Origin of the sequence: Streptomyces sp. NBC_01003 (assembly GCF_045162695.1) — a bacterium.
GTDB lineage: Bacteria > Actinomycetota > Actinomycetes > Streptomycetales > Streptomycetaceae > Streptomyces.
Genome location: NZ_CP108707.1, coordinates 5,880,995 through 5,894,800, shown reverse-complemented (window position 1 = coordinate 5,894,800; position 13,806 = coordinate 5,880,995). Strand labels below are relative to the sequence as shown.

The following is a 13,806-nucleotide window of genomic DNA, read 5'->3' as shown; positions in this document are numbered from 1 at the left end:
CTGGGACCCGGTCACACGCGGACCAGCTCCCGGTCCTCCTCCGCGGAGTCGTCGCCGGAGACCGCCTTCAGGCCCTCGCCCTCCACGTCCACGTTCGGCAGGATCCGGTCGAGCCACTTCGGCAGCCACCACGCCCGCTTGCCGAGCAGCGCGAGGACGGCCGGCACGATCGTCATGCGCACCAGGAACGCGTCGAAGAACACCGCGATCGCGAGCCCGAAGCCGATCATCTTGACCATCTGCTCGCTTGAGCCGATGAAGCCCGCGAAGACAGCGATCATGATGACGGCCGCCGCCGTGACCACCCGGGCCCCGTGCCGGAAGCCGGTGACGATGGCCTGCGCGGGCCGCTCCCCATGGACGTACGCCTCTCGCATGCGCGTCACGAGGAAGACCTCGTAGTCCATCGCGAGGCCGAAGACCACACCCACCATGAAGATCGGCATCATCGACATGATCGGCCCGGTCTGCTCCACGCCGAACAGCGAGCCGAGCCAGCCCCACTGGTAGACCGCGACGACGGCGCCGAGCGCGGCGACCACCGAGAGCAGGAAGCCGAGCGCCGCCTTCAGCGGGACCAGGACCGACCGGAAGACCACCATCAGGAGCAGGAACGCGAGGCCCACGACGAGCGCCAGGTACGGCACGAGCGCGTCGTTCAGCTTCTGCGACACGTCGATGTTCATGGCCGTGGTGCCGGTGACCAGGACCTCGGCGCGGGTGTCCGCCTTGATGTCCGCACCCTTGTCGCGGATCGTGTGGACGACGTCCTCGGTCTGCGTGGAGCTGGGCTTGAACGACGGCACGACGGTGATCGTCGCCGTGTCACCGGCCTTGTTGAACGCGGGCGGGGTGACCGTCTTGACGCCGTCGGTCGCCGCGATGTCCTTGGAGACGCGGGCGACCGCGTTCTTCGGGTCCTGCGAGTGCTTCACGTCGACGACCGCCACCAGCGGACCGTTGAAGCCGGGCCCGAAGCCCTCGGAGAGCAGGTCGTACGCCTTGCGCTGCGTGGTGTCGGTGGGCTGGACCCCGTCGTCGGGCAGGCCCAGCTCCAGCGAGGACACCGGCACGGCCATCACGCCGAGCCCGACCACCGCGGTGAGCAGCACGGCCACCGGCCGGCGCAGCACGAAGCGCGCCCAGCGGGTGCCCATGTTCGTCTTCGGCTCGGGCTTCTTCTCGGCGGCCTGGGCCTTACGGGCCTTGCGGCCGTGGACCCTTCCCCAAGCTCTCGGCTTCGCTCGAGCAGGGGAGGCCCCAATGCCGGCGTAGCCGAGCAGCGCCGGGATGAGGGTGAGCGCGATGAGGACGGCGATGGCGACCGTGCCGGCGGCGGCGATGCCCATCTTCGTCAGCATCGGGATGTTGACGACGGCGAGCCCGACGAGGGCGATGACGACGGTCAGACCGGCGAAGACCACGGCGGATCCCGCGGTGCCGACGGCCCGTCCGGCCGCCTCCTCGCGGTCGCGGCCCTCGGCCAGCTCGGCGCGGAAGCGGGAGACGATGAACAGCGCGTAGTCGATGCCGACCGCGAGGCCGATCATCATGGCCAGCGTCGAGGTGGTGGTGCCGAGGTCGAGCGCGTTGGCCAGCGCGGTGATCGACGAGACGCCGATGCCGACGCCGATCAGCGCGGTGAGCAGCGGAAGCCCGGCCGCGACGAGCGAGCCGAAGGTGATCACGAGGACGACGGCGGCGATCGCCACACCGATGATCTCGGTGGCGCCGGTCTCCGGCATGGCCTGGAGCGCGTCACCGCCGACCTCGACGGTCAGCCCTGAGTCGCGCGCCTCGTCGACGGTCTTCTGGAGCGCGTCCCGGTCGGCGTCCTTCAGCTCCATCGAGGAGACCTTGTAGGAGACCGAGGAGTACGCGATCGTGCCGTCCTTGCTGACGGTCTTCGCGACGAACGGGTCGGCCGCCGCGGCGACCTCCTTCGAACCGGACCCGAGGTCCGCGACGGTCTTGGTGACCTCGGCCTTGTTGGCCGCGGACGTGATCTTCTCGCCGTCGGGCGCCCGGAAGACGACGCGCGCGGTGGCGCCGTCGGCGCTGGAGCCCGGGAAGCGCTGGTCGAGCAGGTCGAAGGCCTTCTGGGCCTCCGTCCCCGGGATGGAGAAGGAACTGGACGCCGCCGTGGGCGCGGAGGCGGCGCCCACCCCCGCGAGGGTGAGCAGCGCCACCCAGATCAGGGCGACGAAGTGCCTTCGGCGGAAGGCGAGCTTGCCGAGTTTGTAGAGGAACGTGGCCACGAGGGCGTACTCCCCGTCAGTCGTATGGGGGCAGGAGGGATCAGCCCGACGACGTGAGCGGTCGCGTCAGGAACTTGGGTGTGACGGGTCTTGGGTGGAGAGGTCAGGCGCCGAGAGCGGGGAGGACCACGGCGTCGATGTAGGAGGCGACGAAGGCCTGGGTGGGCGGCTGTTCGTCGATGAGGGTCCGGGCCGTGAAGGCGCCGACGATCATGTGGAGGACGTAGTCGAGCGCCGGGTTGTCCGCACGGATCTCGCCCCGGTCGACGGCGCGCGCCAGCACATGCCGGAGCTCCTCCATCTCGGGTTCGATCAGCAGCTCGCGGAAGGCGCGCAGGAGATCCGGGTTCTCGTGGACCGCCATGGCCAGGCCACGCATCAGCGCGGACCCCTGGGCCATCTCGCAGTCGTCCTCACGGAGGACCAGTGCGTGGAAGTCGCCCCGCAGCGACCCGGTGTCGATCTCGCTCAGGCGTGACGGCTTCTGGTGCCGCAGCGCCTTCACGACCAGCTCGGCCTTGCTGCCCCACTGGCGGTAGAGCGTGGCCTTGCTCGACCGGGTGCGGGCGGCCACGGCGTCCATGGTCAGGGCGTCGTAACCGACCTCGCGGAGCAGTTCGAGCACGGCGCCGTACAGCTCGGCCTCGCGCTCGGGCGTGATCCGGCTGCGACGCGTCGTCGCGGCTTCAGCCATGGGTCACTCCTGTTCCGGTCCAGACAGTGCGTACGAAACCGTTTCGTACAGAAGTACTGTACGACCGCGCTTAACGAAACGAAACCGTTTCGTACGTGTCCTGCGCCACAAGCCGCACCCGCAAGCGGGCGAACCACAAGTTGCCGGGGGCCGTTCAGCGGAAAAGCATGGGTAGGTGAGCGACAACGCGTACCTGCGGTTTCCCCATCTGCACGAGGACCGGCTCTGCTTCGAGACCGAGGACGACCTCTGGGTCGCCCCGCTCGACCGGCCGGGCCGGGCCTGGCGGGTCACGGTCGACCGGACCAAGGTGAGCAGCCCACGGTTCTCACCGGACGGCCGCCACATCGCGTACACGACCTGGCGCAGCCTGGACCCCGAGATCCATCTTGCGCCGGTGGACGGCGGACCCGCCCGGCGGCTCACCTACTGGGGCAGTACGGACACCCAGGTCCGCGGCTGGACACCGCCCGACAAGGACGGGCGGACCGTCATCCTCGCGGTGGCCTCGCACGGCCAGCCCTTCTCGTACTTCACCTGGGCCTACGACGTCCCCACCGACGGCTCCCCCGGCGGCAGGCTGCCCTGGGGCCCCGTCTCCGACATCGCGGTCGCCGAGATCGACGGCGAGCGCAAGACCCTGCTCCTGACCGGCACTCCCCCGCACGAGCCGGCCGCCTGGAAGCGGTACCGGGGCGGCGCCCAGGGCCGCCTGTGGCTGCACGGCGAGCAGCTCGTCGCCGACCTGGACGGGCATCTGGAGGCACCGATGTTCGTGGCGGGACGCATCGCGTTCCTCTCCGACCACCAGGGCATCGGCAATGTGTACTCCTGCCTGCCCGACGGCTCCGACCTGCGCCGCCACTCCGACCACGACGCGTTCTATGCCCGCAACGCCTCCAGCGACGGGACCCGGATCGTCTACCAGTGCGCCGGCGACCTCTGGATCATCGACGACCTCTCCGCCGGCTCCGTGCCGCGCAAGCTGGACGTGCGCCTCGGCGGCCCGCGCGTCGGGCGCCGCCCCTACCAGGTGCCGGCCGCCCATCACGTCGACGGGCTCTCCGTCGACGAGACGGGCCGGGCCAGCGCCGTCGTCGTCCGCGGCAGCCTGTACTGGCTCACCCACCGCGACGGCCCCGCCCGGACCATCGCGGACACCCCGGGCGTGCGGGTCAGGCAGCCCGAGATGCTCGGCTCCGGCGGGCAGGTCGCGTACGTCACCGACGCGGAGGGCGAGGACGCGATCGAGATCTCGTACCTGCCGCGCGCGAGTGGTGAGCGCGAGCCGCGCCGCCTCGCGTCCGGGGAGCTCGGGCGGGTCCTCGAAATGGTCAGCGACCCGGACGGCGAGCGCCTCGCCATCGCGTCGAACGACGGCCGCCTGCTGCTCATCGACACGGCCGAGGAGGAAGAAGAAGGGGGAGGGGAACAGACCGGGGACGGGGTCATCGAGCTGATCCGGTCGATCAACGGGCCCGTGCGCGACCTGGCCTTCTCGCCTGACGGCGCCTGGCTCACCTGGTCCCACCCGGGCATCGGGCGCTCCCTGCGGCAGATCAAGATGGCCCGGATCAAGGACCGGACGATCGTCGACGTCACCAACGGCCGTTTCGAGGACGAGAATCCGGTCTTCACGCGCGACGGCCGCTATCTCGCCTTCCTCTCCTGGCGCGGCTTCGACCCGGTCTACGACGTGCACACGGGCGACCTGTCCTTCCCGCTCGGCTGCCGCCCCTACCTCGTACCGCTGTCGTCCGCGACGCCCTCCCCGTTCGCCCTCTCACCCCACGGGCGCACGGCCGCCGGCGGGCTCGACCCGACCGAGGACTCGGGGGCCGACGGGGCGCCGAGCGTGGAGATCGAGGGCCTGGCGAACCGTGTCGTGCCGTTCCCCGTCTCGGCCTCCAAGTACTCGGCGCTGTACCCGGTCTCGGGCGGCGGCCTCGTCTGGCTGCGCTGGCCGATCTCCGGCGCGCTCGGCGAGACGTTCGTGAACCCGGCCGACACCTCGGGCCGCCCCACCCTGGAGTACTTCAACCTCAGCAAGGGCAAGAAGACCGAACTCGTCACCCACCTCGACTGGTTCGCGGTCAGCGGCGACGGCACCCGCCTCGTCGTCGTCGACGAGGGCGACCTGCGGGCCGTCCCCTCCACCGAGGCCGGCGACAGCGACAGCACCGTCTGGATCGACCTGCGCCGCATCCTGCACGAGGTCGACCCGGCCGCCGAGTGGCGCCAGGCGTACGACGAGGCAGGCCGGATCATCCGCGCCTACTACTGGGACCCGAAGATGTGCCACGTCGACTGGGACGCGGTGCTCGCCCAGTACCGGCCGCTCGTCGAACGGGTCGCGTCCCCGGACGAGTTCGCCGACCTGCTGCGCGAGGTGCTCGGCGAACTCTGCACCTCGCACGCCTACGTCGCCGCCGCCCGCCGCAACGAGGGCCCGCCCCACTACCAGCGCGCCCAGGGCCTCCTCGGCGCCAACTTCGTGCACCGCGACGAGGGCTGGCAGCTCGTCCGTATCCTGCCCGGCGACTCGTCGGACTCCAAGGCGCGTTCCCCGCTGGCCGGCAGCGGCATCCGCGAGGGCGCCGTCCTCACGCATGTCGACGGGCGCCCGGTCGACCCGGTCACCGGCCCGTTCCCCCTGCTCGCGGGCTCGGGCGGCACGACGGTCGAGCTGACGTTCCGGCCCGCGGAGGGAGACGGCCGCCCCCGCCGCGTCGCGGTCGTCCCCCTCATCGACGAGCGCCCGCTGCGCTACCAGGACTGGGTGGCCAAGCGCCGCGCGGTGGTACGGGAGCTGAGCGGCGGCCATTGCGGCTATCTGCACATCCCCGACATGGGCGGCTCCGGCTGGGCGCAGTTCAACCGTGACGTGCGCATGGAGGTCTCCCGGCCCGCCCTCATCGTCGACGTGCGCGGCAACGCGGGCGGCCACATCAGCGAGCTCGTCATCGAGAAGCTCACCCGCAAGATCCTCGGCTGGGACCTGACCCGCGACGCCCAGCCCGTCTCGTACGCGTCGAACGCCCCGCGCGGTCCGGTCGTCGCCCTGGCCGACGAGGCGACCTCGTCCGACGGCGACATGATCACCGCGGCGTTCAAGCTCCTCGGGCTCGGCCCCGTCGTGGGCCAGCGCACCTGGGGAGGCGTCGTCGGCATGACGGGCCGCCACACACTCGGCGACGGCACGGTCATCACGGTCCCCATGAACGCGGCCTGGTTCCCCGAGTACGGCTGGTCGATCGAGAACAAGGGCGTGGAACCGGACTTCGAGGTCCTGCGCACCCCCCTGGACTGGGCGGAGGGCCGCCACGCCCAACTCGACGACGCGGTCTATCTGGCCCTGGACCTCCTGGTGGCATCCCCGGCCAAAACTCCCCCGGACTACACGAACACCCCGAACCACGCCCGACCGAAGCTCCCGCCGCGCTGACCCCGACCACTCGCGCCATCAGTCACCGACAACTGTGGGCAGCTGAAGCACCGTTCAGGCGCCGGCCCACACACCAAACAACGAGGGCCACCCGGCGTCCCGGGTGGCCCTCGTACTACTGGCTCAGCGAAGCGAAGCGTCAGGCGTCGTAGTCCTGATCGACCCTGTGCTGCGCTTCCTGCCGCCGGCGCTCGGAGTCCTCGGACTGCGAGCCACGCTCACGAACGCCGCCCTGAGTCTGCGGAGAGCGCGTGCTCGCCTCGTCCCGGCGGTCCTGGCCTTGACCGGACCGCTTCTTGGCCTGGTTGGCGAGCTGCTCGGCCTTGTCCTGGAACTGGTCCTTCATGCCCATGCGATTTCACTCCCGTTTTTGGGTGAGGGGGTCGGGCCTCGACCAGAGTTACATGCCAGGACAGAGCGCGCATTTCGATCAGTGACGGACCGTACTCAACCCTCGAAACCGCAGGTCAGAGCCGCTGAGGGACCGTCAGCCACCCCTTACCGATTCGTCAGCAGCGCCGCCCGCCCCGACGAGCCCCGTCGAGACGCTCTTCAGGCGCGGCTCGAACCGCCGCATCTCGCGCTGCCCGACCGCCCCGATGACCCCGGGCAGATATCCGCGGATGCCCTGCATGCCCCGCAGCCACCACTGCGCGTACACGTGCGAGGACCGCCGCTCGATGCCCGCCACGATCCGGTCCACGGCCGGGCCCAGCGGATACGTCTTGTTCGACGGCCACGGCAGCCGCTGCCGCAGCTCGCGCATCACGTCGTCCTGGTCGGCGCCGCGCACCATGTCGGTGTCGGTCCACGACAGATACCCGACCCCGACCCGTACGCCCTTGTAGCCGACCTCGGCGCGCAGGCTGTGCGCGTACGCCTCGACGCCCGACTTCGACGCGCAGTACGCGGTCATCATGGGCGCCGGCGTGATCGCGGCGAGCGACGCTATCTGGAGCAGATACCCGCGGCTCTCCATGAGCACCGGCAGGAACGCCCGCGCCGTGACCGCGGACCCGATCAGGTTGACCTCGATGACGCGGCGCCAGGCGACCGGGTCGGAGTCGAGGAACGGGCCGCCGTTGGCGACGCCCGCGTTCGCGACGACGATGTCGACCTTGCCGAAGCGCTGCTTGACCTCCTCGGCGACCTGCGCCATCGCGACATGGTCGGTGACATCGGCGTGCCAGAAGTCGCTGTCGGTGTCGAGGCGTTCGGACACTGCCTTCAGCTCGTCCGGCTCCAGGCCGACCAGCGCGATTTTGGCGCCGCGCGCCGCCAGCTTGCGCGCGAGCAGCTCGCCCACGCCGCGTGCGGCGCCCGTGACGACCGCTACCTGTCCTTCGAGACTGACCCTGCTCATGCGGATGCCGCTCCCTTCAACTCGTCGTTCGTCTCGTCGTTCGTGACGTACTCGGCCAGTTCGCGGATACGCTCGGTGACCAGGTCGGGTGCTTCGACGGGCGTCATGTGCCCGAGACCGGTGAGTTCGGTGAGCCCCACGCACTCCGGCAGCGTCGCCGCCAGGCGACGTGCGTGCACGACGGGTGTGAGCCGGTCGGCGGTACCCGCGATGACCGCCGTGGGCACCCGCAACTCGGCCACACCGTCGTCGAGTTCGAGCTCGGCGAGGACGTGCGACCAGTGGTGGCGCACCTTGGTGGGGCAGGCGTGCACGATGCGGGCGCAGGCCTCGACCTTGTCCGGCGACGACCCCGGGCCCATGGTCGCGTAGCGCAGGACCTTCTTGCCGAGCGGCGTGACGGGCCCGAGCGGCGCCCTCGCACCGAGCACGGCCGTCGTGATCCGGGTCCGCAGCCGCCCGGGCCGCAGCGGCAGCACGGCCGACTCGGCCACCAGTCGCGAACTGCCCGTGCTGCACAGCAGGACCGCGGCCGCGTGCTCGCGGAACTTCGCCCGCTGCGACGCGGCCATCATCGTCATGCCGCCCATGGAGTGCCCGACGAGCACGGCCTTCTCACCCGGCGCGAGCGTCGCGCCGAGCACGGCCTCCAGGTCGTCGGCGAGCATCTGTGTCGAGTACGGGGCCTGCGCCGCCGGACTGCGCCCATGGCCGCGCTGGTCGTACGCGACGACCCGGTGGTCGGCGGCAAGGGAACGTATCTGCGCGGCCCAGAACGCGGTCGAGCACGTCCACCCGTGGGCGAGCACCACGGTGGGCGCCGCGGCATCGTCGACGGTTCCGTGCACCTCGACGTGCAGCCGGGCGCCGTCGGCGGAGACCGCCGTCAGCTCACGCGCGGCCGCCGGCGGCGCGTAGGGTCCACTCACCACATGCATCAGCCTGCTCATGCCGCTCCCGCCTCCACCTTGCCACCACGGCCCTTCTTCGTACGTGCTGCGGGTACCGCGGCCGGTTTGGCCGCCGGCGCCCGGACCACCTCGTACTCGCCGAGGTCGACCCGGCGCGTGGCGGACCGGAACTCGGTCGTCGTGCCCGGCCACAGCGTGGTGTTCACGCCGCTCTCGTCGAGGTACCAGCTGCTGCAGCCGCCGGAGCTCCACACCGTGCGCTCCATCCGGTCCTGCACGCGGCGGTTCCACGCGTTCACGGCAGACGCACGCGGGTCGAGCGCGACGCGGCCGCCGAGCACGTCCAACTGGCGTACGTAGTCGGCCAGATAGTTCAGCTGGGACTCGATCATCAGGATCATCGAGGAGTTCCCGAGGCCGGTGTTGGGCCCGATGACGGTCATGAAGTTCGGGAACCCGGCCGCCGTCGCGCCGCGCAGCGCCTTCATGCCGTCCTTCCAGGACTCCATGAGCGTGTGCCCCTCGGCGCCCACGACCCGGTCGGCGATCGGCATGTCCGTGACGTGGAAGCCGGTGCTGAAGACGATCGCGTCGACCTCGACCTCGCTGCCGTCGGTGGCGACCAGCGTGGAGCCGCGGATCTCGCTGAGCCCGGAGGCCACGACGTCGACATTCGGCTGCGCGAGGGCCGGGTAGTAGGCGTTGGACAGCAGGATGCGCTTGCAGCCGATGCGGTAGTTCGGCGTGAGTTTGGCGCGCAGGGCCGGGTCCTTGATGGACCGGTGGATGTTGCGCTTGGCCAGCTGCTCGACCAGGCCCAGCTCGTTGGGCCGCTTCGTGAACGCCTGCACCTGGAGCTCACGGATGCCCCACAGCAGTCCGCGGCGGGCCTGCGTGGTGAACGGCAGCCGGCGGTGCAGCCAGCGCTCGGCGCCGGTGATGGCGCGGTCGGCGCGCGGCATGACCCACGGCGGGGTGCGCTGGAACAGCGTCAGCTTCGCCACGTCCCGCTGGATGGCCGGCACGATCTGGATGGCGGAGGCGCCGGTGCCGATCACGGCGACGCGCTTGCCGCGCAGGTCGTAGTCGTGGTCCCAGCGCGCGGAGTGGAAGACCTTGCCGGGGAAGGCGTCGAGGCCCTTGATGTCCGGCATCTTCGGGTCGGACAGCGGGCCGGTCGCCGAGATGACGACGTCGGCGGTGAGCGTCCCCTGCGAGGTCTCGACCACCCACCACAGCTTCTCGGTGTCCCAGCGCGCCTGCTTCACCTCGTGGTCGAAGCGGATGTGCGGGCGCAGCCGGAAGGTGTCGGCGACGCCCTCCAGGTAGTCCCGGATGCGCTCCTGGCCGGAGAAGGTGCGCGGCCAGTCGGGGTTGGGCGCGAAGGAGAAGGAGTACAGATGGGAGGGCACGTCGCACGCGCACCCCGGGTAGCTGTTGTCGCGCCAGGTGCCGCCGACGGCGCTCGCCCGCTCCAGGACCACGAAGTCGGTGACGCCTTCGCGCCGCAGCCGGACCGCGGCCCCGAGGCCGCCGAACCCGGACCCGATCACCGCCACCCGTACGTGCTCATGCTCGTGCTCAGTCATCCCGGCGCCTCCCTGCCGCGCGACCCTGCCAGTGAACACTGGCGCAATGGGGAGCGTAGAGCAGGTGCGTACTGATGGGTAGGGGTCGGGACCACGAAAGTTACCGGCGGTACAACATAGGGTTCTCATGTGGCGAAGGAAGTGGCGAAGGACGTGGCCAGGGCGACGGCGAAAGACCCCGGCACCCGGGAGTTCCGCATGGAGGAGCTCGCGCGGGAGGCCGGCATCACCGTGCGCACCCTGCGCTTCTACCGCGAACGCAAGCTGATCCCGCCCCCGCGCCGCGAGGGCCGCATCGCCTGGTACGACGAGAGCCACCTGGCCCGCCTGCGCACCATCGCCGCCCTCCTGGAACGCGGCCACACCCTCAGCGGCATCGCCGAACTCTCCGAGGCCTTCGACCGCGGCCGCGACGTCGGTGAACTCCTCGGCCTCGGCGAACCGTCCGAGGAGACCCCCGTCCGCTTCACCCCCGAGGAGCTGGCCGACTACTTCGCGGGCCAGGTCACCCCGGACAACCTCGAAGCCGCGATGGACCTCGGCTACGTCGGCGTCGACGGCGAGGAGATCGTGCACGTCAGCCGGCGCCTGCTCGACGTATCGGCCGCCCTGGTCCGCGAGGGTGTCCCGCTCGCCGACGTCCTCGCGGCCGCCAAGCGCGTCCGCGCCCACGCGGAGGACCTGGCCGAACTCTTCACCGACCTGGTCCTCTCCCACGCGTCGGAACAGGACCTCCAGCGCCTGCGCCCGCTCGCCAAGAGCGTGGTCGAGGCGGAACTGTCCCTGGCCCTGGACCGCACCCTGGCCAGAAAGCCGGAAGAGTAGGCAGACCTCCGCCTACCTCGGCAACCACCAACGCGCCTTGTAGATCCCGCCGTTGACGAGGGTGTACGAGGCCGGCGGCCGGTGCACGCTCACCTTCGTCGTCCACCACGTCTCACCCAGGCCGCTCTCCGGCACGGTGCTGAGCGCCTGCCCGGTCCGCGGATCGTTCCCGATCGCCTTCACCCCGGGCCGCGCGATCTCGGCCGCACCGGCGAAGTCCTGCACGAAGGCCCCGCCCGCGATGTCGTACTGGAACACGGAAGCGCTCGTCGTCACCCACAGCCGCCCCGGGCGCCCCGCCACCGGGAACAGGTCGTGCCCGCCGGGCGACTTCCCCGGCTTGGCGACCGGCAGCCCCACCGACGAAAGGCGCGTCAGCGCGGGCCGCACCCGACTGCCACCCACCCGATACGCGACCAGCTCGTCATCCCCGAGCGCCCACAGCACCTCACGCCGGGCGTCCCAGTGCAGCCCGTGCGCGCCCTTCAGCGTCACCTCGGCAAACCGCTCCGAGCGCGGACCGAGCGACGCGGCGTAGAGCCTTACGAGCGCCCCCGTACTGCACGCGACGGCCACGTTCCCGTCCGGCAGGATCTCGATGCTGTGCGGGTTGAAGAGATCGTCGCCGGGCCCGAGCGTCGCACCCCAGTACCGCCGGCCCGACGGATACGAGACGACGGCCGCGAACCCGAACGACGCCGTGGTCAGCAGATACGTCCGCCCGCGATGCATCCGCACCTTGGCCTCGGCGGGGTACACCCAGCTCTCGTCCGGCACGAGATCCCGGTACCGCGGATCCCCGACCGGCGAGAACTCCCACCGCACGCAGGAAGGATCGGCCGCCGGATCCCAGGTGGACCGCCCGGGATCGAGCACAAGAACCCGCTTGCTCGCCTGCTCGGTGACCATGACCGCAGGCGCCCCCAGGGCCACCGCGCGAGCCACCCCCGGCGCCACCACAGCCGCAAACCCGGCCCCGGCAGCCCCGAGCAGCACACGACGCCTGGAAGGAAACGCGACCATGAAGTCCCCCCGTACGGTTGCCGGTTGACCCCTCGGATCATTCACCATGCACGCGCGCGCCAAAATCTGCCACGCCACTCGGACGCGGGGACAGCCCTCTACCGGACTTTGTGACGCAGGCCTGCTCGTGACTCCGGTGCCACTCCCGCCTGAAGGGCCTACTCGTAGACGACCGTCACCGGCGCGTGGTCCGACCAGCGCTCGTCATGCGTGGCGGCCCGCTCGACGAACCCCTTGACCGCCCGTCCGGCGAGCCCGGGCGTCGAAAGGTGGTAGTCGATCCTCCACCCTGAATCGTTGTCGAAGGCCCGCCCCCGGTACGACCACCACGAGTACGGACCCTCCTCGTCGGGGTGCAGGGAGCGCACCACGTCGACGTAGCCGCCGTCGGCCTCGTCGAGGACCTGTCCGAGCCAGTCGCGCTCCTCGGGGAGGAAGCCGGAGTTCTTCTTGTTGGCCTTCCAGTTCTTGAGGTCGGCCTCGCGGTGGGCGATGTTCCAGTCGCCGCACACGAGCACCTCGCGGCCCTCGGCGGCGGCCCGCTCCCGCAGCCCCTTCAGATAGGCCAGGAACTCGCCCATGAAGCGGATCTTCTCGTCCTGCCGCTCGGTCCCGACCTCACCGGACGGCAGATAGAGGCTGGCGACGACGACACCGGGGAGGTCCACCTCCACGTACCGCCCGCTCCCGTCGAACTCCTCGGACCCGAAGCCGATCTGCACGCGCTCCGGCCGGCGGCGCGTGTAGAGGGACACACCGGCCCGCCCCTTCGCACCGGCGGGGGCGTGCACGACGTGCCACCCGTCGGGCTCGCGCACCTCTTCGGGCAGCTGCTCCGGCTCGGCCCGCACCTCCTGGAGGCACAGGACATCCGCGGAGGTCCCGGCCAGCCACTCCACGAAGCCCTTCTTGGCGGCGGCCCGCAGCCCGTTCACGTTGACACTCGTCACAGTCAGCACCAGGGCACGATACCGGCACACTTAAAACGAACGGCCGCATCCGTCAGCATAGAGATACGATACTTGGCATGACTATCCAGCCCATGGCGCCCACCCTCCAGCGCGTCTCCTTCGGACACCCCGATGCGATCAAGCTGAACGACCGCGTCCAGCTCGAATACGCCGAGCGCTACGGCGACGAAGGCGACGTCACCCCACTCGACCCGACGATGTTCGACACCCCGCGCGGCCTCTACCTGATCGCGTACGACGACGGGGGCACCCCGCTCGCCACCGGCGGCTGGCGCACGCAGGACCAGAACGACGAGGGATATTCGGACGGCGACGCCGAGCTGAAGAGGATGTACGTCACACCGGAGGCGCGAGGGCTGGGTCTGGCCCGGCGCATACTCGCGGCCCTGGAGGACGACGCCCGCACAGCCGGCCGTTCCCGCATGGTTCTGGAGACGGGCCTCAAGCAGCCGGAGGCCATCGCCCTCTACGCGTCGAGCGGCTACACGCCCTGCACCAAGTTCGGCCACTACCGCTTCGAGGAACTGAGCCGCTGCTTCGCCAAGGCACTGTGACGCGCGCGACATCGCGCAAAGGGTGCCACGGGGAGGGAGCGAGCAGGCAAGGCAAGAGCCCCACCGGACGAATCCGGTGGGGCTCTTAATTGCGGTGGACCTGTGGGGATTTGAACCCCAGACCCCCTCGATGCGAACGAGGTGCGCTACCAGACTGCGCCACAGGCCCTTGC

The 13,806-nt window shown here is 70.6% G+C and carries 11 protein-coding genes and 1 tRNA gene; 3 read left to right on the top strand and 9 right to left on the bottom strand.

Annotated elements, in window-relative coordinates:
• Positions 1–11 precede the first annotated feature (11 nt).
• Together OG698_RS27025 and OG698_RS27020 are read right to left on the bottom strand one after the other, a co-directional pair.
• On the bottom strand, positions 12–2,258 hold the full coding sequence (locus OG698_RS27025; protein WP_406105978.1) for an MMPL family transporter: 2,247 nt from the start codon (positions 2,256–2,258) through the stop codon (positions 12–14).
• A 103-nt stretch (positions 2,259–2,361) separates the two neighbouring features.
• Positions 2,362–2,952, bottom strand: a complete 591-nt coding sequence (locus OG698_RS27020; protein ID WP_100596127.1) for a TetR/AcrR family transcriptional regulator — start codon at positions 2,950–2,952, stop codon at positions 2,362–2,364.
• A gap of 175 nt (positions 2,953–3,127) precedes the next feature.
• Here OG698_RS27020 and OG698_RS27015 point away from each other — a divergent pair, with 175 nt between their 5' ends.
• Positions 3,128–6,397: a S41 family peptidase gene (locus tag OG698_RS27015; RefSeq protein WP_406105976.1), complete on the top strand. Its 3,270-nt coding sequence runs from the start codon at positions 3,128–3,130 to the stop codon at positions 6,395–6,397.
• Between the two features lie 139 nt (positions 6,398–6,536).
• Here the strand turns inward: OG698_RS27015 and OG698_RS27010 are convergent, their stop codons facing one another.
• From OG698_RS27010 to OG698_RS26995, 4 genes are all read right to left on the bottom strand, one after another.
• Entirely contained in the window at positions 6,537–6,749 is a 213-nt protein-coding gene (locus tag OG698_RS27010; RefSeq protein WP_406105975.1) for a hypothetical protein, read from the bottom strand.
• A gap of 135 nt (positions 6,750–6,884) precedes the next feature.
• The gene (locus tag OG698_RS27005; protein ID WP_399977569.1) at positions 6,885–7,760 is read right to left on the bottom strand and encodes an SDR family oxidoreductase; all 876 of its coding nucleotides are present in this window, start codon (positions 7,758–7,760) and stop codon (positions 6,885–6,887) included.
• Positions 7,757–8,710, bottom strand: coding sequence for an alpha/beta fold hydrolase (locus tag OG698_RS27000; RefSeq protein WP_406105974.1), 954 nt, complete (start codon positions 8,708–8,710; stop codon positions 7,757–7,759). Before OG698_RS27000 ends, OG698_RS27005 begins: the two co-directional genes overlap by 4 nt.
• Positions 8,707–10,260 (bottom strand): flavin-containing monooxygenase, encoded by a 1,554-nt coding sequence (locus tag OG698_RS26995; RefSeq protein ID WP_406105972.1) that lies wholly within the window; start codon positions 10,258–10,260, stop codon positions 8,707–8,709. The genes OG698_RS27000 and OG698_RS26995 overlap by 4 nt, the downstream gene beginning before the upstream one ends.
• A gap of 198 nt (positions 10,261–10,458) precedes the next feature.
• On the opposite strand from OG698_RS26995, the gene OG698_RS26990 reads away from it, so the two are divergent.
• A complete protein-coding gene (locus OG698_RS26990; protein WP_406111304.1) occupies positions 10,459–11,085 on the top strand; it encodes a MerR family transcriptional regulator in 627 nt (208 codons plus the stop codon).
• Between the two features lie 12 nt (positions 11,086–11,097).
• On the opposite strand, the gene OG698_RS26985 is transcribed toward OG698_RS26990, so the two are convergent.
• Entirely contained in the window at positions 11,098–12,030 is a 933-nt protein-coding gene (locus tag OG698_RS26985) for a DUF6528 family protein (RefSeq protein ID WP_406105971.1), read from the bottom strand.
• A 236-nt stretch (positions 12,031–12,266) separates the two neighbouring features.
• The gene (locus OG698_RS26980; protein ID WP_399977558.1) at positions 12,267–13,067 is read right to left on the bottom strand and encodes an exodeoxyribonuclease III; all 801 of its coding nucleotides are present in this window, start codon (positions 13,065–13,067) and stop codon (positions 12,267–12,269) included.
• A gap of 68 nt (positions 13,068–13,135) precedes the next feature.
• Between OG698_RS26980 and OG698_RS26975 the strand changes: the two genes are divergently transcribed.
• Positions 13,136–13,633, top strand: coding sequence for a GNAT family N-acetyltransferase (locus tag OG698_RS26975; RefSeq protein WP_406105970.1), 498 nt, complete (start codon positions 13,136–13,138; stop codon positions 13,631–13,633).
• Positions 13,634–13,728: 95 nt separating this feature from the next.
• Here OG698_RS26975 and OG698_RS26970 read toward each other — a convergent pair.
• Positions 13,729–13,802: transfer RNA gene (locus OG698_RS26970), tRNA-Ala, on the bottom strand.
• Between the last annotated feature and the right edge of the window lie 4 nt (positions 13,803–13,806).